Raw genomic sequence first — 17,782 nt, 5'->3', positions numbered from 1 at the left:
TGCTCAGAGGGGTGCCCAGTCCAGAGGAGACGACCATGACCGCGAGACACCTCGACGCCGAGAACTTGCTGACTCCGGCTGAGGTTGCTGCGCTCTTCCGCGTCGACCCCAAGACCGTGACGCGCTGGGCCAAGGCCGGCAAGCTCAACTCGATCCGGACTCTTGGCGGCCACCGGCGTTACCGCGAGTCCGAGGTCCGTGCCCTGCTCGAGCGCGCCAACATGGCCGCCGAGCACCAGCCCGGCGTCGCCTGAGCCAGCACCCGGCAGTGCCGGGCCTTGACATCAAGTTCGCTTTAACTTCGAGCATGGGCTCTACCACCGACCAGGAGGAGAGCCCATGCCTGTCGCCGTCATCACCGGCGCATCCCGCGGCCTCGGCCGCGCCACGGCCACCGCGCTGAGCCGCCTCGGCTGGAGCGTCGTCGTCGACGCCCGGTCCGCCGCCGACCTCGCCGCCCTGGAGCGGGAGCTGCCCGGCGGCACGCTGACCGTCCTCGCCGGCGACGTCACCGACCCAAGCCACCGTGCCGCGCTGGCCGCCGCGGTCGAGGCGCACGGCCGGCTCGACCTGCTGGTCAACAACGCCAGCCTGCTCGGGCCCAGCCCGCAGCCACCGCTGGCGAGCTACCCCCTCGACGTCCTCGCCCGCGTGTACGACGTGGACGTCCTCGCCCCGCTGGCCCTGACCCAGCTGCTCCTGCCCGCCCTGACGGCGGCCCGGGGCGCGCTCGTCAACGTCAGCTCGGACGCCGCGGTGGAGGCCTACGAGGGCTGGGGCGGCTACGGCTCGGCCAAGGCGGCGCTCGACCACGTCAGCGCGGTGCTCGCCGCCGAGCGGCCCGACCTCGCGGTCTACGCCTTCGACCCCGGCGACATGCGCACGGCCATGCACCAGGCGGCCTTCCCCGGCGAGGACATCAGCGACCGGCCCGAGCCGGAGACGGTCGTGCCGGCGCTGCTGCGCCTGGTCACCGAGCGCCCCCCGAGCGGGCGCTACCGGGCCGCCGAGCTGCTCGCCCGCGCCGCGGCGGTGACGGCATGAGCGTGGCGACGGTGCCCGAGCTGGCCTTCAGTGTGCCGGAGGGGGCGCTGGCCGCCGAGCCGCCGGAGGCGCGCGGGCTGCGCCGTGACGAGGTGCGCCTGCTGGTCGCAGACGGCTGCGGGCTCAGCCACGCGCGCTTCCACGACCTGGGCCGGTTCCTGCGGGCCGGGGACGTGCTGGTCATCAACACCTCGGCGACGCTGCCGGCGGCCCTGCCGGCCCGGCGCGGCGGGGTCGAGGTGACCGTGCACTTCGCCGCCGAGCCCGCGGCCGGGACGTGGCTGGTCGAGCTGCGGCCCGGCCCCCGCGCGGACGGCCCGCTGCGGGACGGGCGCGAGGGCGAGCGCCTCGACCTGCCGGACGGTGGCGTGCTGCGGCTGCTGGCGCCCTACCCCGACTCGCTGGCCGACCGGCCCCGGATCTGGCGGGCCAGGGTGAGCCTGCCGCTGCGCACGGACAAGTTCCTCGTCGCCCACGGGGCGCCGATCGCCTACGCCTACGTGCGGGGCGCCTGGCCGATCTCGGCCTACCAGACGGTGTTCGCCCGCGACCCCGGCAGCGCCGAGATGCCCAGCGCGGGCCGGCCGTTCAGCGCCGATCTCGTCTCGGACCTGGTGGCGGCGGGGGTGCTCATCGCCCCGGTCACGCTGCACACCGGGGTCTCCTCGATGGAGCCGGGCGAGGGCCCCCTCCCCGAGCGGTATGCCGTGCCCGAGGGTTCGGCGGCGCTGGTCAACCTCGCCCGCGCCCGGGGCGGCCGGGTGGTCGCCGTCGGCACCACCGCCACCCGGGCGCTGGAGACCGTCGCCGCGCCGGACGGCACGGTGGCGGCGGGCGCGGGCTGGACCGACCTCGTGCTCGGGCCGGACCGGCCGGCGCGCGCCGTCGACGGCATCATCAGCGGCTGGCACGAGCCGGGCGCCTCGCACCTGCTCCTGCTCGAGGCGGTCGCCGGGCCGGACGTGGTGCGCCGGGCGTACGCCGAGGCGGTGCGCGAGCGCTACCTGTGGCACGAGTTCGGCGACAGCGCCCTGCTCCTGCGCGAGGGCGCCTGCGGCGAGCTCGGCGACTGACCCGGCATACAGCGTCTGACCCACCGAACACCCGAAATCCGTCGTTTCGGGCCCGATCACGGCCCGAAACGACGGATGTGCCGTGTTCGGTCGAGGTGCAGGTGGGCTCAGGGGGTCGGCTTCAGGCGCCCTCGCTCGACCACGCTCGTCCCCGTCACGACGCTCAGCGGGGGGATGTCCCTCGCGACGACGGCGCCCGCGCCGACGACCGACCCGCGACCGACGGTCACACCGGGGGTGATCGTGGCGGCCGCGCCGATCCACACGTCGTCCTCGATGACGATCGGGGCGTGCGTGATGAAGTCGTACCGCTCGTCGGGGTCGACCGGATGGCCGGCGGTGCTCAGGGTCACCCGGGGACCGATCAGGACGCGGTCACCGATGGTGATGCCTCCGAAGTCGAGGAAGAAGCATCCCTGGTTGATGAACACGCGGTCCCCGAAGGACGCTCCGAGCCCGTAGTCGCAGTAGAACGGCGGCAGGATCGACAGGGAGTCAGGAATCGGTGAGCCGAAGATCTCGGCGAGCAGCTCCCTGCGTGCGTCGAGGTCGTCGAACGGCAGGGCGTTGAGGCGCGAGGCCAGGGTCATGACCAGCTGCACGCGCTCTGCGAACGCTCGTGACTCGGGGGTCCGGGTTCGCAGGCGTTGCTCGTGGCGCACGAGGTGATGCTGGCATGGCGAGGGCGAGCCCCCGCGACGACCCTCGCTCAGGTGGCGGCCCGGCATACCTCGACCGAGCACGCGAAATCCGTCGTTTCGGGCCGGAATCGGGGCTGAAACGACGGATTCGCGGTGTTCGGTCGCCTCAGAAGGTGCCGTTGTAGACGTCGAGGCCGAACCGGTTGAGCCCGGACGCGCCGGCGTAGCCGAGGTAGGGCAGCCCGAACAGGTCCTCCATGCTCGCCAGCAGCGAGTAGTGGTTGTACGACGTGCTGCTCACCGTGCCCGCCTTGACGAACGGCGAGAGCACCAGCGCGCCGACCTTGCCGCCGCCCATGCCGGTGATGCCCGGCAGTGCGGCGTTCGGGCCGGGGCCCTCGCCGCAGCAAGCGGTCGCGTCGGACTGCGGGCCGTCGGACTCGTCGAAGGTGATGACGAGCATCCCGTCGGCCTGGAACGCCGGCGACGACGTGATCCGCGGGACCCACGTCTTCAGCCACTCATCGGCCGAGGCCAGCCCGCCGGGACGCCCGTCGACGCACGGCGAGTCGTGGCCGTCGTCGCACAGGTTCGGCGTGATGTAGCTCAGGTTCGGGGTCGTCGAGGCCGAACCCAGGTCGGACGTCAGCGCCGACAGGTCGACCACGTGATCGGCGCAGGACGGGGAGTCGATGACCGAGTGGAAGTACATGAACGGGTTGTGCCGCGTGGCGTACTGGTCGCCGACCTTCGCCTTCTGGGTGTCATCGACGGCGCCCACCTGCGGGTGCCGGCACGGCGTGCCCATGTCCTCCATGTAGCCGCGCCAGCTCAGGCCCTTGCCGGTGAGCTGGTCGGGCAGGCTCGGCACGCTCGTGGGGAAGACGCAGCCGTTGCCGACCGCCTGCCCCGGCGCGACGGTCCCGGACCCGGTGAAGTTCGAGTAGGTCTGGCAGTCGGCCTGCATCTGGCCGTTCGGGCCCTGCCCGCTGACCTGCGCCACGTAGTTGGGCTGGCTGTTGTGCGCCGTGCCGTAGTAGCTCGAGAGCAGCACGCCCTGCGAGCGCAGCGTCTGCGACAGGTACGGCGCCGCGGACCCGGGACCCCACGTCTCGTCATACCCCTTGTTCTCCAGGTTGATGACGAACACGTGCTTGACCGGCGGCGGGTATGACGCGCTCGCCTTGGGCTTCGGGGCGGCGGCCGAGGCGGTGGTCGTCGCGGCGACCAGCGTGGTGAGGGCGGTCGCGGCGGCGGCCAGGGCGGCCGTGCGGCGTCGGGGGCGGATCATGCGGGCAGGCTCCATCCGTGCTTGGTGGCGAGGTCCTTGAGGGCGTGCCAGTCCTCGTAGTCGGCGAACCCTCCCGGAGGACAGGGGGTCCCGGCGAAGGCCGGCACGTCGTAGCGGGGTGCGGCGAGGTTGGTGGTGGAGAAGTCCAGGACCTCGGCGAGGTTGTTGGCGGCGGCGTCCCGCGGGGTGAGCGGGGCCAGGCCCCAGCGCCACTCGATCATCTTGAGCACCGAGGTGTGGTCGTAGACGCCGTGCGCCACGTGGGAGCGACGGGCCTTGGGTGAGATCACCAGGCACGGCACGCGGAAGCCGCGCAGGCTGCCGTACTCGGGGTGGGCGTCCGGAGCCGTCGTCGGCGCCACGTGGTCGTAGAAGCCGCCCCACTCGTCGTAGTTGATGACCAGCGCGGTCCGCCCCCAGTTCGGCGAGGTCGTCACGGCCTCATAGACCTGGTCCAGGAAGTACTGCCCGGCCCGGATGTCGGCGTGCGGGTGGTCGTCGGCGGAGGACCCGGTCGACTCGTCGAGAAACCTGGGGTCGACGAAGCTGACCGCCGGCAGCGTGCCGGCCTTCGCGTCGGCGAGGAACGCGGCATACGGCTGGGAGATGTCGACGTACTTCTCGCCCCACAGCGCCAGGAACGGGGTGTCGTTGTAGTAGTAGGTGCCCTTGATCCCGGCGTCCTTGAGGCGGTCCCAGATCGTCGGCATGGTCGAGATGGCGGTGGAGTTGTGAATCCGGTCGGTCTGCGCCGAGTGCTGGTAGAAGCGGTTGGGGTAGGTCTCGGCCAGGATCGCCGAGAAGTAGCCGTCGCAGACGGTCCAGTCGCGGGCGGCGCGGCCGTAGAAGGCCAGGTCGGCGTCGGTGTAGTAGCCGATGGCGAACTCGTCGTTGTCGCCCGAGCGCAGCCAGCCGTCGCAGGCACCGTCGTTGTACTGCACCCGACCACCCTCCCAGGAGTGGTCCGGGTCGGGGTGGGCGCAGCCCTGGGTGTCGGTCAGGTGGTGGGTCTGGCGCTGCACGCCGTAGCGGTCGGTGTAGGTGAGCCCGGCCTGCTTGCCGTTCGCCCCGGGCAGCCAGCCGAGGTAGTGGTCGAAGGACCGGTTCTCCATCATCACCACGACCACGTGGTCGATGCCGGAGTCGGCGGGGGCGGGAAGGGTCGGCGTGGCTGCGGACGCGGGCAGCGCCTGCTCGAGGGCGGCGGCGCCCAGGGCGGCCCCGGTGCCGGCCAGCAGCTGTCGTCGGCTGATCTCCATGACCGGGTCAACGGCGTTGCGCGGCAGGGGTTATCGCGGGCACCGGAAGTTCACGACTCGTTCACCGCGACGGCGTCCGGCACCATGGTCCCGTGGTGCAGACGGTGGAGCTGCTGCTCGACGAGGCACTCGAGGCGCAGGTGCTCGCGCAGTGGCGGGCCCTCGCCGACGCCGGGCTGCCCAGCCAGGCGCTGCACACGGGCCCGTCGAACCGTCCGCACGTCACCCTCACCGCGCAGGCGGCCATCCCCGCCGACCGCGAGCGCGGCCTTGCCGACGTGCTCGCCGGGCTGCCGCTGGGGGTGCGGCTGGGGTCGGTCACCTGCTTCGGGCGGGACCGCTACGTGCTGGTGCGCCCGCTCGTCGCCACAGTCGAGCTGCTCCAGCTGCAACGCCACGTCTTCGCGGTCGCCGGCAACGGCAACGGGGTGCGCGACCTCATGCGGCCCGGCCACTGGGTCCCGCACGTGACCCTGGCGCACCGGATGAGCGCCGAGCAGGTCGGCATCGCCCTCGCCGTGCTGCACGGGTCGGAGGAGACCGACGGGTATGCCGTGTCCGCCCGCCGCTGGGACAGCGAGGCCAGGCGCGAGTGGGCCCTGGTCGCACGGGAGTGAGTGCCGTGGGCCGGTGGCCGCGGGTGTCGATGGTGGCGGCGGGGCTGGCCATGCTGGGCAACCTCGCCGGGCTGGTGTGGGCCGGCTCGGTCTACGGCCGCGAGGTGCCGGCGTTCGTGCAGCAGGCGGTGGCCCAGGACGTCGTCGACCTGCTCGTCGTCGGGCCGGCGCTGATCGTCCTGGCGGTCGGTGTGCTGCGCGGGTCGGATCGGGCGTGGCTGCTGTGGCTGGGGGCCCTGGCCTTCATCGTCTACAACGACGTGATCTACGCGTTCACGATCCACGTCGGCCGGCTGTCGCTGCTGTGGATCGCCGTCCTCGGCCTGTCGGTGGCGGCGCTCGGTGCGGGTCTGCACCGGCTGGACCCGGAGGCGCTGCGGTGGTCCGACCGGGTGCCGCGCCGGACCGTGGGCGTCTTCCTCGTCGTGGTCGGGGCGCTGTTCGCCCTGCTCTGGCTCTCCGAGCTGCTCCCGGCGGTCGTCCGGGGCACGGTGCCACGCAGCGCCCGCGAGCTTGGCCTGCCGGCGAACCCGGTCCACGTGCTCGACCTGGCCCTCTTCCTGCCCGGGGTCATCGCAGCCGGCGTCATGGTCCTGCGCCGGCGCCCGCTCGGCCTGGCGATGGCCCCAGGCCTCTTGCTGTTCCTCGTCCTGACCGGCCTGCCGATCCTGCTGACGCCGGTCGTCGCCACGGTCCGGGGCGAGGCCGCGGCGTGGTCGGTGGTCGTGCCGATCGGCGTGCTCACCCTGGTCACTGCGGTCGTGCTCGGTCGGCTGGTATCCACCCTCGAGGTGGATCCGGCGCGGGGCCGGCAAGCGTAGGCTCGCAGCCGAGGACGACCCGGGGAGACCGCCACGACCGCGACCCGCCACTTCGAGTCACCCGCCCTGCCGCAGCGGGTCGTCTTCGGCGTGGGGTCCTTCGCCCGGGTCGCCACCGAGCTGGAGGCACTGGGTGCCCGGCGGGTGCTGCTCATCGCCTCGGCCTCGGCCAAGACCCGTGCCGACGACCTCGCCCACCACCTCGGTGACCGGCTGGCCGCGCGCGTGCACGAGGTCCGCCAGCACGTGCCGCAGGCGCTCGCCGACGACACCGTGGCACTGGCCCGCGACCGGGACGCCGACGCGGTGGCGACGATCGGCGGCGGGTCGGCGACCGGCCTGGGCAAGGCGGTCGCGCTGGCGACCGGGCTGCCGCTGCTGGCCGTGCCCACGACCTATGCCGGGTCCGAGGCCACCCCGGTGTGGGGCGTCACCGGGGAGGACAAGCGCACCGGTCGCGACCTGCGCGCGCTGCCCCGGGTCGTGGTCTACGACGCCGAGCTGCTCGCCGGCCTCCCGCCGGCGACCACGGCCACCTCCGGGCTCAACGCGCTCGCGCACTGCGTCGAGGCGCTCTGGTCCCCGGACGCGACGCCGGTGACGGACCTGCTGGCCGCAGAAGCGATCCACCTGCTGGGCAGGGCTCTGCCACGCGCGACCTGGAACCCGGGTGAGCTCGCCGACCGGGATGACACCCTGCTCGGTGCGTGGCTCGCCGGCACGGTCTTCGCCGTGGCCGGGGGAGGGCTGCACCACACGCTGTGCCACGTCCTGGGTGGCACCTGGGGGCTCGACCACGGCGCGACGCACGCCGTGCTGCTGCCCCACGTCACGGCATACAACGCGGCCGCGGCGCCGGAGGCGGTGGCGACCGTCGCGCGGGAGCTGCGCGCCGACGACGCGGCCCGCGGGCTGTGGGACCTGGCCCGCACCCTGGCCGCACCGCCCTCCCTGGCCGCGATCGGCATGCCGGCCGGGGGGTTGGACGAGGCGGCCGAGCGGGCCGTGACGGCCGTGGGGGAGCGCAACCCGCGGCCGGTGGACGTCGCATCGCTGCGACGGCTGCTGGACGACGCCTTCCACGGGCGCGCGCCCGGCGGCAGCGCACCGGGCCCTGCTGGGTGAAGGAGGCAGACATGGGCAGCTGGAACGGCATGACCTACGAGGGCAAGGACACGCTGCTGCGCGTCGTGCGCCACGAGGCGGAGGACTTCTACGCGCTGGCGGAGCAGCCGGGGGTCTGGGAGGCGCCCACCGGCTGCGCCGAGTGGCAGGTGCGCGACCTCGTCGGCCACCTCGTCGACGTCACGGAGAACTACTTCGAGCGCTTCGACGCGGCGCGCGGCGGCCTGGAGGTGGAGCCGGCCTACGGGGTGCGCGGGATGGCCGAACGGGCCGGTGAGCGCGGCCGCTCGTTCCGGGACGTGACCCAGGCCGAGCTCGTCGAACGCGGGCGGACCGACTTCGCCAAGATGATGGGCCTGCTCGAGGCGCTGACCCCCGAGGACTGGACCGGCCTGAACGTGTCGCACTACTACATGGGTCGGCTGCCGGCGCACTTCTACGCGGCGTTCCAGCTCATGGACTACGGCGTGCACACGTGGGACATCCGCGAGGGCAGCGGCCGTGAGCACGCGCTGTCCGGCGATGTCGCCGACCTGCTCGTGCCGTACATGTTCGTCCTCTGGTCGGCCACCGCGGCGCCGGACCCGGAGGCGACGCCGTTCGAGATCGGCATCCGCATCACCGGCGGCGCCAACGCCGGCGACACCCGGGTGAGCGTCGGCCCGGATGGCCTGACCTACGCGGCCGGTGACCTCGCCGACCTGACAGTGCTCGAGTTCGACGCGGGCAGCTTCGTGCTCACCGCCTTCGGCCGCTGCCACGGCGGCACCGTCCGCGGCGACCGCGAGGTGGCCGACCGCTTCCTGAACCTGTTCTTCCGGATCTGAGGAGGTCGCATGACCAGCGAGATCGACCTGGCCGCCATCGACGCCGAGCGGGAGCGGCTGCGCACGACCTACCTGCGCTCGCCGCGGGAGCGGCCGGCGTCCGCGGCGCGCGGGCTGCACCACTTCGCCGTCGTCTGCTCGGACGTGGAGGCGACCATCCGCTTCTACCAGGAGCTGCTGGAGTTCCCGCTGACCGAGATCTTCGAGAACCGGGACTACAAGGGCTCCAACCACTTCTTCTTCGACATCGGCAACAACAACCTGCTGGCGTTCTTCGACTTCCCGGGTCTGGGGGTCGGGCCCTACGCCGAGGTCCTCGGCGGGTTGCACCACATCGCCATCTCGGTCGAGCCGGAGAAGTGGGAACGGCTCAAGGGCAAGCTGCGTGAGGCCGGGGTGGACTACCAGGAGGAGAGCGGCACCTCGATCTACTTCCGCGACCCCGACGGCGCGCGGCTGGAGCTCATCGCCGACCCGCTCGGGGAGATGTACGGCACCTCGGTGCTCTAACCCCGGCGGGCGGCTCGGCTCGGCGCCCCTTTGCGCAAGAAGGGCTGCCGGGAGGCCGGTTTCGCGGCCTCCCGGCAGCCCCAACTTGCGCAAAGCCGGGTTCCTGCGCGCGCCGGTACGCCGACCGGTTCAGACGCCCGCCGGTATGCCGGCCGGCTCAGGCCGCCTCGACCAGGGTCGCCTCCGGCGCGGCCCCCTCCGCGTGCCGCGCGAGCACGCTGCGCAGCAGGACCGGCGTGAGCACGGCCGCGAGCAGGAGCAGCGCGGTCCCGGTGAGGGCGGCGACGTGGAACCCGTCGACGAACGCCTGCCGCGCGGCGCCGGCGAGCTCACGGCCGGCCGCGGCCGGCAGCTGACCGGCGGTGCCGAGCGCCCCGGCGAGGCTCTCGTGGGCCGCCTGTGCGCCCGTGGGCAGCCCGGCCAGCGCCGGCTCGACGGTCCGGCGGTAGACGGCCGCCCCGATGCTGCCCAGGACCGCGATGCCCAGCGCGCCGCCGAGCTCGCTGCTCGTCTCGCTGACCGCGGCGGCGACGCCGGCCCTGGGTGCGGAGACGCTGCCGATGACCACGTCGCTGACCAGGGTCATGACGGCGACCAGTCCGGCGGCGAGCAGCCCGGCCCCCACCATCGGCAGCACCAGCGGGGAGTCCAGCTGGACGGTGCTCATCACGGCGAACCCGGCCGCGGCGACGCCCAGGCCGCTGCCCATGACCACGGCCCGGTTGACCTTCTGCGAGACGGCCCCGGCGACAGGGGCGGCGACGGCGACGCCGACGCTGGGCAGCAGGCTCCACAGCGCCGCGGTCAGCGGGGACATGCCGAGGACGAGCTGGAGGTACTGCGTGACGAACACGGCGTGCCCCACCAGGGCGAACATCGTCACGGTGTTGACACCGATCGACCCGCTGAACCCGCGGCCCCGGAACATCGCCAGGTCGAGCATCGGGTGCGCGGCCCGGCGCTGGCGCAGCAGGAACGCCGCGCCGACGAGCAGGCCGGCACAGACCCAGGCGACCTGCGCCGCGCCGAAGCCCTCGACCGCGCCGTTCTTCATGCCGTAGACCAGCGGCAGCACCGCGCCGAGCGAGAGCAGCGAGCCCAGCAGGTCGAAGCGGCCGGCGGCAGGGTTGCGGTACTCCGGCAGCAGCACGGGGGCCAGCAGGAGCAGCAGCGCCATGACCGGCAGGTTGACGAGGAACACCGACCCCCACCAGAAGTGCTCGAGCAGCAGGCCGGACAGCACCGGCCCGAGGGAGACGCCACCGGTCATGACGCCGGTCCAGATCGCGATGGCGGTCGTGCGCTGCCTGGGGTCCTCGAACATGTGCCGCACCAGGGACGCGGTCGACGGCATGAGCGTGGCCCCGCCGACGGCGAGCACGGCCCGGGCGGCGATGAGGGCGCCGGGGCCGGGGGCGTAGGCGGCGGCCAGCGAGGCCGCTCCGAAGGTAAAGGCACCCACCATGAGCAGGCGGCGACGGCCGACCCGCTCGCCCAGTGCCCCCATCGTCAGCAGCAGGCCCGCCAGGACGAAGCCGTAGACGTCGAGGATCCACAGCTGCTGGGTCGCCGTGGCCCCGAGGTCACGGCTGATCTCCGGCACCGCGAAGTAGAGGACCGAGACGTCCATCGAGACCAGGAGCAGGGGCAGGGCCAGCACGCCCAGCCCGACCCACTCCCGGCGGCCAGCGCGACGGGGTGCGCCCGCCGCGGGACCGAGATCCGTGCTTGTCATGACCACTCTCCTTGACTGCGTACGACATACACTGTGTATGGCGTAAGCAGAAGATAGCGCCCTTTTGCGTAAGGTGTAAACAGATCTAGGATCGGGCGTCGCCGTCCCGCTGGAAGGAGCACCATGAGCACAGCCGACGAGGTCGAGGTCCCGCGGGTCCTGCGGCTGCTCTGGGGCCTGGAGGAGCCGTCGCGGCGCGGGCCGAAGCCGGGCCTGAGCCTGGATGCGATCGCCGACGCGGCGGTGCGGCTGGCCGACGCCGAGGGGCTCGCCACCGTCTCGATGAGCCGGGTCGCCGGCGAGCTGGGCTTCTCGACCATGTCGCTGTACCGCTACGTCGACTCCAAGGACGACCTGCTGCTGGTCATGGCCAACGCCGGCTACGGCCGGCCCGAGCTGCACCACGGACCGCGCGCCGCCTGGCGCACCCGCCTGGAGGAGTGGGCGCGGGCCATGCGCGCCGGCCTCGCGGCCCATCCCTGGCTGCTGGAGATCCCGGTCAGCGAGCCTCCGCTCGCGCCCAACCCGCTGGCCTGGATGGAGGCCGGCCTCCAGGCGCTGTCGGCCACGCCGCTGCGCGATCAGGAGAAGCTCTCGGCGATGCTGCTCACCGACACGTTCGTGCGCGGCCAGACCCAGCTCGCGCTGCAGGTGGACGCGGCCGCCCGACGGTCCGGGTCCACCCCGCAGGAGGCCGACGCCCGCTACGCCCGTGTGCTGGGCCAGCTGGTGACCCCCGAGACCCACCCCGGCCTCGTCGGCGCGCTCAGCTCGGGCTCGCTGGAGGACGGCAGCGAGGACTTCGCCGACGATGAGTTCGCCTTCGGCCTCAAGGTCGTCATGGACGGCATCGCGGGCCTGGTCGAGGCGCGGTCACGCCGCCGCGGGACGTAGTTCCCTGCACCGGGGTGGGCTGCCCCGCCGAGCGTGGGGGCGTGACGGTCACCCTGGCGCTCGCCGGCGACACGATGCTCGGGCGGGGCGTCGGTGCGCACCTGGCCGACCACCGGGTGCGTGACCTGTTCGGCGACGCGCTGCTGGAGGTCGTCCGCGGCACGGACGGGGTGGTGCTCAACCTCGAGTGCTGCGTGTCCACCCGGGGCCGGCCCTGGCCGGGGCGGGTCTTCCACTTCCGGGCCCCGCCGCGGGCCGTCGAGGCGCTGGCCCTGCTCGGCGTGCGCTGCGTGACCCTGGCCAACAACCACGCGCTCGACTACGGCGTCGAGGCGCTGCTCGACACGCTCGACCTGGTGCGGGCGGCGGGCATCGCGGTGGCCGGCGCCGGCGCGGACGAGGCGGAGGCCCGCGCCCCGGCGCGGGTCACCGTCGGGGGCCAGCCGCTGACCGTGGTCGGGCTGACCGACCACCCGGAGGAGTACGCCGCCGCCGCGGACCGCCCGGGCGTGGCGTGGGCGGACCTGCCTGCCGGGGTGCCCGGGTGGGTGACTGAGGCGGTGGCGACAGGACGGCACACCGGGGCGGTGCTGGTGATGCCGCACTGGGGACCGAACATGACCCGCGAGCCCCCGGCCCACGTGCGGGCCGCGGCGCGCGCCCTCGTGGCGGCGGGGGCCACCGTGGTCGCCGGGCACTCGGCGCACGTCTTCCACGGCGCGGTGGCCCCGGTGCTGTACGACCTCGGGGACTTCCTCGACGACTACGCCGTCGACCGCCGCCTGCGCAACGACCTCGGCGTCCTGTGGCTGGTCACGCTGGACGGCGGGCGGCTGGCCCGCGCCGAGGCGGTGCCGCTGCGGCTGGACTTCGCCCACACCGACGTCGCGACCGGGGACGACGCCCGCTGGGTGGAGCGCCGGCTGCGTCGGGCCTGCGCCGCCCTGGGGTCCGAGGTCACCGGGAGCGCCGACCGCCTGGAGCTCGTCCTGCCCTGAGCTGGGATCAGGCGGGCGTCACGCGCGGCGCCGGGTGCCGGTGCGGCTGCCGTGGGTGGCGTCGGGACACAGCTGTTCCACCGCTACCAGACCCGAGCGGAAGAAGTCGAGCGCCTCGTCCGGGTCGAGGACCATCTCGTCCCAGCGCGAGGTGAGCAGGTTGTCGATGTAGCGGGTGGTGGGGACGTGGATCCGGCCGTCGTCATCGAGCCGGACCCGCCGTCGCATCGACCGGTGGGAAGCCATGGCGCCAGCCTTGCAGCGAGGCGGGTGGGTTGGCCCGGGACCTCCGGCCCTGTCATGGTGTGCCCTGCCTCACCCCGGCGTGTCTCAGGCCGGTGTCGGTGCCTGGTCCTAGGTTCGGCGCCCGTGAGCGACTTCGTCGACGCCCTCGGTGTCCAGGTGCACCACGTGACCCGCGGACCGGCCGCGGGTCCCGACGTGCCGACCGCCGTGCTGCTGCACGGGTTCAGCCCCGACCACCGGCTGATGACCGGCTGCTTCGAGCCGGTCTTCGAGCGCCGGCAGGAGTGGCGCCGCACCTACCTCGACCTGCCCGGCATGGGTCGCACGGTGGCCCCGGACTGGGTGCGCGGCACCGACGACGTCTTCCGGGTGGTGCAGGCGGCGGTCGCCGCGCTGGTGCCGACCGGCCCGTATGCCGTGTGCGGGGAGAGCTTCGGCGGTTACCTCGCGCGCGGGCTGGCCGCCGCCGACCCGGAGCGGGTCGAGGGGCTGGCACTGGTGGCTCCGATGGTCGTCGCGGAGCACGCCGAGCGGGACGTGCCCGGGCACCAGGTGCTGCACCGTGACGAGGCGTTCATGGCGAGCGTCGGCGGTGGCGGCGGGGAGTTCGACGAGATCGCGGTGGTGCAGGACGCGGTGACGTGGCGGCGCACCCAGGAGGAGGTCGTCGCCGGCCTCGATGTGGCCGATGCCGTGGCGCTGGACCGCATCCGCCAGGGCTGGACCGGGACGTTCCCGCTCGACGGCGACCGGCCGTTCGAGCGGCCGGCGGTGTTCGTGACCGGCCGGCAGGACAGCTCCACCGGCTACCGCGACCTGTGGCAGGTGCTGGAGCGCTATCCGCGCGCCACCTTCGCGGTGCTCGACCGGGCCGGCCACAACGTGCAGATCGAGCAGCAGGCCGTGTTCGAGGCGATGGTGCACGAGTGGCTGGACCGGGTCGATGAGGCGCGAAAGGCGGTGCAGGACGGGCAGATCGGCCGGTAGCGTCGCGACCGTGATCATCCGCGACGCCACCGACGACGACTGGCCCCGCATCTGGCCGTTCTTCCAGCAGATCGTGGCGTCGGGGGAGTCCTACGCCTTCCCGCTCGACCTCGACCTCGACACCGCCCGGCCGTGGTGGATGGAGCAGCCGCCCGGTCGGACCGTCGTCGCCGTCGACGGCGACCGGGTGCTCGGCTCGGCCAAGATGGGCCCGAACCGGCCCGGCCGCGGCTCGCACGTGGCCACGGCGAGCTTCATGGTGGACCCGACGGCGACCGGCCGTGGGGTCGGACGTGCCCTGGGCGAGCACGCGCTGGCGTGGGCGCGGGCGGCGGGCTACCGCAGCATGCAGTTCAACGCGGTCGTCGAGACCAACACCCCGGCGGTGACGCTCTGGAAGGCGTTGGGGTTCACCGTCATCGGCACGGTGCCGGAGGCGTTCGACCACCCCCGCCACGGCCTGGTCGGTCTCCACGTGATGCACCAGGAGCTCTGACCGGGTCGTGCTCTCGGCGTTCCTGCCCATCTGGGCGCTGACGCTGCTCGGCTACGTCGCCGGACGGTTCCGCCTGCTCGGGGGCTCCGACGCCGACCGCGTGCTGGGCAGCTTCGTGTTCCACCTGGCCATGCCGGCGGCGCTCTTCACCTCGCTGTCACGGACCCCGCTGTCCCTGAGCGGGCGCGGGATCCTCGCCTTCGCCGTGAGCACCGTCTGCGTGATGGGTGCGGGCTTCGCCCTGAGCCGGGTGGCCTTCGGCCGCAAGGAGGGCGAGTCGACGATCGGCGGGATGGCCGCCGGCTACGTCAACTCCGCCAACCTCGGCATCCCCGTCGCGCTGCACGTCCTCGGCAACGCCTCGTTCCTGACCGGCGTGCTGCTCTTCCAGGTCCTCGTGGTGACGCCGCTGATCCTCGTGCTGCTCGACCGCGCGGCCGACCGGCGGGCCCTGCACCCGACCCGGCTGCTGACGCTGCCGCTGCGCAACCCGGTCATCATCGGCCTGGCCGCCGGCGCGCTCTGCTCGGCCTTCGGCTGGCGGGCCCCTGCCGTCGTGGCCGGCCCGTTGGCCCTGCTCGGGGCGGCGGCGGTGCCGTCCGCGCTGGTGGCGCTGGGCCTGTCGCTGACGGTGCGCGGTCCGGCCCTGCACGGCGAGGGTCGTCAGGTGGCGCTGCTCTCGGCGCTCAAGCTGGTCGCCCAGCCGCTGGTCGCCTGGCTGGTCGGCCTGGCCCTCGGCCTCGGCCGCGTCGAGCTGCTGGCCCTGGTGGTCTGCGCGGCGCTGCCCACCGCCCAGAACACCTACATCTTCGCCCGCGAGTATGGCCAGGGGACGCCGGTGGCCAGGCGCACCGTCGTCGTGACCACGGCGGCGTCGATGGCCACCCTCGCCCTCGTCGGCTGGGCCCTGGGCTGACTGCGGCAAACCCGCCCGCGGACCCGGCCACACGGCATACCCTCGCGCGCGGTGCCCGCGCCGCGGGCCGGAGGTGAAGGAGCCCGATGTCCCTGCCCGAGTGCACGCTGGTCCCGGTGGCCGAGCGCCCCGACCTCGAGGCGCTGGTGCCGGAGCTGTTTGCCGAGCACTGGCCCGAGTTCATCTTCCACGACCTCGGCGTCAAGCCCTACGTCGCGCGGCGGGCGGAGTACTTCGGCGACCTCGACTTCTGGGCGCTGGACGCCTCGGGCCGGCTGGTCGGCTGCTGCTACGGCGTGCCGATCGCCTGGGACGGCACGGTCGAGGACCTGCCCTCGGGCTACACCGAGTCGCTGGCCCGGTCGGTCACCGGTCACGAGGACGGCGTTGCGGCCGACACCCTCGTGGTGATGGGCGCGATGGTCCGAGGCGACGAGCAGGGCCGTGGCTGGGCCTCCGCCGTGCTGCTCGCTCTGCGCGAGGCTGGCGTCGCCAGCGGGCTGTCCCGGGTCATCGCCCCGGTGCGCCCGACCACCAAGAGCCGCTACCCGCTCACGCCGATCGAGGAGTTCATGTCGTGGACCCGCGAGGACGGCCTGCCCTTGGACCCGTGGCTGCGGACCCACGCCCGGCTCGGCGCCACGATCATCGCGCCGGCGCCGCGCAGCCAGACCATGACCGGCACGGTGGCCGAGTGGGAGAGCTGGACCGGGCTGCTACTCCCGGGGTCAGGTGACTACGTCATCCCGGACGGGCTGGCGGTGCTGCACGTCGACCGGGACGCCGACCTTGGCGCCTACCACGACCCGAACGTGTGGATGCGACACCTCTGAGGCCGCTTCCGCCGGGGCCGCGCCGGTGCTTGGCTGGGGTGCGTCGCCCCGGTGGGGTGGCGCAGGGAGAGTGTCATGACCGAGGACGCGAACCGCGGCAAGCCACCGGCCCGCCTGGTGAAGGCCACGGCCCCGATCGCCGCGCGGCTGGCGGGGCACCGCTGGTTCCCGGTGTGGGCGGTGCTGCGCCACCGCGGCCGCCGGAGCGGACGCGACTACGCGATCCCGGTGGCGGTGCTGGTGACCGGTGACGGCTTCGTCATCTGCCTGCCGTGGGGGCCGCAGACCAACTGGGTGCAGAACGTCCTGGCCGCCGGCGGGTGCGGTCTGCGCTGGAAGGGGCGCGAGCTGCGGCTCACCGACCCCCAGCTCGTCGACACCGACGTCGCCCTCGCCGCTGCAGGTCCCTTCGAGCGACTGGTGATCCGCCGGCTCGGCTTCCCCGGGTTCCTCCGGCTGCGCCGGGCCTGACGCCGGGCCCGGCGGGCCGGCGACGTGGCTGGGGTCGTAGGTTCGTCGGCATGCTCGCCGTGGAGAACGTCACCGGACCGGTCGCCTACCACGCGGAGGGACCGGTGTGGTCGCCCTCCTGGGGCGGCCTGCGCTGGGTCGACTTGACCCGCGGCGACCTGCTCACGCTGCGCGACCACGGCGTGCACCGGCTCCACGTCGGCGACGTCGCGGCCTTCCACCGGCCGCGCGCCGGCGGCGGGTTCGTCGTCGGTCTGGAGCGCGGGCTGGGCCTTGCGGACAGCCCCGAGGGCCCGGTCCGCGCGCTGCCCGAGGTCTGGTCCGACCCCGGCGTGCGGTTCAACGACGGTGGCTGCTCCCCGGCCGGGACCCTGTATGCCGGGACGATGGCCTACGACGCCGCGCCGGGGCGGGGGCAGCTGCTCCGCATCGGCGCCGCCGGTGGGCGGAGCACGGTCCTGGATGCGGTCGGCATCTCCAACGGCATCGCGTGGTCCCCCGACGGGACCCTGGCCTACTACGTCGACAGCCTCACCGGCCGGGTCGACGTCCTCGACGACGAGGACGACCAGCTCGTGGGGCGGCGCCCGTTCACCACGGTCGAGCGCGGTGGCCCGGACGGCCTGACCGTCGACGCCGAGGGTGGGGTGTGGGTCGCGCTCTGGGGCGGTGCCGCCGTCCACCGGTATGACGCGTCGGGCACCTTGAGCGCGGTCGTCGAGATCCCCGCGGCGCAGGTCAGCGCCTGCACGTTCGGTGGTGACGACCTCGGCACGCTCTTCGTCACCACCTCCCGGGAGAACCTGCCCGACGGGGAGGACCCGCAGGCGGGGTCGGTGTTCGCGGTCGAGGCCGGTGTCCGCGGCCTGCCGGTCCTGCCCTACGCCGGCTGAGGCGGCGCGGCTCCGGTCGGGCGGCCACCTGCCCGACCCCGCGAAGGTGGCCCAGCCATGGCGGGACATGGGGGTCGAGGTCAGCGACGCCCTGGCGCGCGCACG

21 protein-coding genes are annotated in these 17,782 nt (G+C 73.7%); 16 read left to right on the top strand and 5 right to left on the bottom strand.

Features of this window, described 5'->3' with window-relative positions; translation table 11 throughout:
• The first annotated feature begins 35 nt into the window (after window positions 1-35).
• From ACXVGS_RS09705 to ACXVGS_RS09695, 3 genes are all read left to right on the top strand, one after another.
• Complete coding sequence (locus ACXVGS_RS09705) at window positions 36-254, top strand: BldC family transcriptional regulator (RefSeq protein ID WP_141790685.1); 219 nt, start codon at window positions 36-38, stop codon at window positions 252-254.
• An 85-nt stretch (window positions 255-339) separates the two neighbouring features.
• Window positions 340-1,044, top strand: coding sequence for an SDR family NAD(P)-dependent oxidoreductase (locus ACXVGS_RS09700; RefSeq protein WP_458529112.1), 705 nt, complete (start codon window positions 340-342; stop codon window positions 1,042-1,044).
• Window positions 1,041-2,117, top strand: coding sequence for an S-adenosylmethionine:tRNA ribosyltransferase-isomerase (locus ACXVGS_RS09695; RefSeq protein ID WP_458532855.1), 1,077 nt, complete (start codon window positions 1,041-1,043; stop codon window positions 2,115-2,117). The genes ACXVGS_RS09700 and ACXVGS_RS09695 overlap by 4 nt, the downstream gene beginning before the upstream one ends.
• A gap of 107 nt (window positions 2,118-2,224) precedes the next feature.
• Here the strand turns inward: ACXVGS_RS09695 and ACXVGS_RS09690 are convergent, their stop codons facing one another.
• From ACXVGS_RS09690 to ACXVGS_RS09680, 3 genes are all read right to left on the bottom strand, one after another.
• A complete protein-coding gene (locus ACXVGS_RS09690; RefSeq protein WP_458536893.1) occupies window positions 2,225-2,779 on the bottom strand; it encodes a sugar O-acetyltransferase in 555 nt (184 codons plus the stop codon).
• A 145-nt stretch (window positions 2,780-2,924) separates the two neighbouring features.
• Window positions 2,925-4,049 (bottom strand): alkaline phosphatase family protein, encoded by a 1,125-nt coding sequence (locus ACXVGS_RS09685; protein WP_458536892.1) that lies wholly within the window; start codon window positions 4,047-4,049, stop codon window positions 2,925-2,927.
• Window positions 4,046-5,308 carry an alkaline phosphatase family protein gene (locus ACXVGS_RS09680; RefSeq protein WP_458532853.1) on the bottom strand — a complete coding sequence of 421 codons (1,263 nt, stop codon included), beginning with the start codon at window positions 5,306-5,308 and terminating at the stop codon, window positions 4,046-4,048. Before ACXVGS_RS09680 ends, ACXVGS_RS09685 begins: the two co-directional genes overlap by 4 nt.
• Before the next feature lie 92 nt (window positions 5,309-5,400).
• Here ACXVGS_RS09680 and ACXVGS_RS09675 point away from each other — a divergent pair, with 92 nt between their 5' ends.
• The 5 genes from ACXVGS_RS09675 (at window position 5,401) to ACXVGS_RS09655 (ending at window position 9,208) form a co-directional block, all read left to right on the top strand.
• Complete coding sequence (locus ACXVGS_RS09675) at window positions 5,401-5,925, top strand: 2'-5' RNA ligase family protein (RefSeq protein WP_458529107.1); 525 nt, start codon at window positions 5,401-5,403, stop codon at window positions 5,923-5,925.
• 5 nt (window positions 5,926-5,930) lie between these two features.
• Entirely contained in the window at window positions 5,931-6,746 is an 816-nt protein-coding gene (locus ACXVGS_RS09670; protein WP_458532258.1) for a hypothetical protein, read from the top strand.
• A 66-nt stretch (window positions 6,747-6,812) separates the two neighbouring features.
• On the top strand, window positions 6,813-7,871 hold the full coding sequence (locus ACXVGS_RS09665; RefSeq protein WP_458529149.1) for a maleylacetate reductase: 1,059 nt from the start codon (window positions 6,813-6,815) through the stop codon (window positions 7,869-7,871).
• Window positions 7,872-7,882: 11 nt separating this feature from the next.
• The gene (locus ACXVGS_RS09660) at window positions 7,883-8,698 is read left to right on the top strand and encodes a maleylpyruvate isomerase family mycothiol-dependent enzyme (protein ID WP_458536891.1); all 816 of its coding nucleotides are present in this window, start codon (window positions 7,883-7,885) and stop codon (window positions 8,696-8,698) included.
• Between the two features lie 9 nt (window positions 8,699-8,707).
• On the top strand, window positions 8,708-9,208 hold the full coding sequence (locus ACXVGS_RS09655) for a VOC family protein (protein WP_458529104.1): 501 nt from the start codon (window positions 8,708-8,710) through the stop codon (window positions 9,206-9,208).
• 157 nt (window positions 9,209-9,365) lie between these two features.
• Here ACXVGS_RS09655 and ACXVGS_RS09650 read toward each other — a convergent pair whose 3' ends face one another.
• Complete coding sequence (locus ACXVGS_RS09650) at window positions 9,366-10,943, bottom strand: MFS transporter (RefSeq protein ID WP_458536890.1); 1,578 nt, start codon at window positions 10,941-10,943, stop codon at window positions 9,366-9,368.
• 123 nt (window positions 10,944-11,066) lie between these two features.
• On the opposite strand from ACXVGS_RS09650, the gene ACXVGS_RS09645 reads away from it, so the two are divergent.
• Complete coding sequence (locus tag ACXVGS_RS09645) at window positions 11,067-11,837, top strand: TetR/AcrR family transcriptional regulator (protein WP_458532261.1); 771 nt, start codon at window positions 11,067-11,069, stop codon at window positions 11,835-11,837.
• 41 nt (window positions 11,838-11,878) lie between these two features.
• Entirely contained in the window at window positions 11,879-12,835 is a 957-nt protein-coding gene (locus tag ACXVGS_RS09640) for a CapA family protein (RefSeq protein WP_458532852.1), read from the top strand.
• Window positions 12,836-12,853: 18 nt separating this feature from the next.
• Here ACXVGS_RS09640 and ACXVGS_RS09635 read toward each other — a convergent pair whose 3' ends face one another.
• The gene (locus ACXVGS_RS09635; protein ID WP_458529100.1) at window positions 12,854-13,081 is read right to left on the bottom strand and encodes a hypothetical protein; all 228 of its coding nucleotides are present in this window, start codon (window positions 13,079-13,081) and stop codon (window positions 12,854-12,856) included.
• 123 nt (window positions 13,082-13,204) lie between these two features.
• On the opposite strand from ACXVGS_RS09635, the gene ACXVGS_RS09630 reads away from it, so the two are divergent.
• The 6 genes from ACXVGS_RS09630 (at window position 13,205) to ACXVGS_RS09605 (ending at window position 17,677) form a co-directional block, all read left to right on the top strand.
• Entirely contained in the window at window positions 13,205-14,068 is an 864-nt protein-coding gene (locus ACXVGS_RS09630) for an alpha/beta fold hydrolase (RefSeq protein ID WP_458532851.1), read from the top strand.
• A gap of 10 nt (window positions 14,069-14,078) precedes the next feature.
• Window positions 14,079-14,564, top strand: a complete 486-nt coding sequence (locus ACXVGS_RS09625; protein ID WP_458532264.1) for an N-acetyltransferase family protein — start codon at window positions 14,079-14,081, stop codon at window positions 14,562-14,564.
• A 7-nt stretch (window positions 14,565-14,571) separates the two neighbouring features.
• Entirely contained in the window at window positions 14,572-15,480 is a 909-nt protein-coding gene (locus ACXVGS_RS09620) for an AEC family transporter (RefSeq protein WP_458534794.1), read from the top strand.
• An 86-nt stretch (window positions 15,481-15,566) separates the two neighbouring features.
• Window positions 15,567-16,313, top strand: coding sequence for a hypothetical protein (locus ACXVGS_RS09615; RefSeq protein WP_458532266.1), 747 nt, complete (start codon window positions 15,567-15,569; stop codon window positions 16,311-16,313).
• A gap of 75 nt (window positions 16,314-16,388) precedes the next feature.
• Window positions 16,389-16,784, top strand: a complete 396-nt coding sequence (locus ACXVGS_RS09610; RefSeq protein WP_458529095.1) for a nitroreductase family deazaflavin-dependent oxidoreductase — start codon at window positions 16,389-16,391, stop codon at window positions 16,782-16,784.
• Window positions 16,785-16,834: 50 nt separating this feature from the next.
• A complete protein-coding gene (locus tag ACXVGS_RS09605; protein ID WP_458536889.1) occupies window positions 16,835-17,677 on the top strand; it encodes an SMP-30/gluconolactonase/LRE family protein in 843 nt (280 codons plus the stop codon).
• Window positions 17,678-17,782: the final 105 nt, after the last annotated feature.

It is taken from the genome of Oryzihumus sp. (assembly GCF_054325275.1).
The sequence above is the reverse complement of the archived record's forward strand: the minus strand, read 5'-3'. Positions and strand labels throughout refer to the sequence as shown.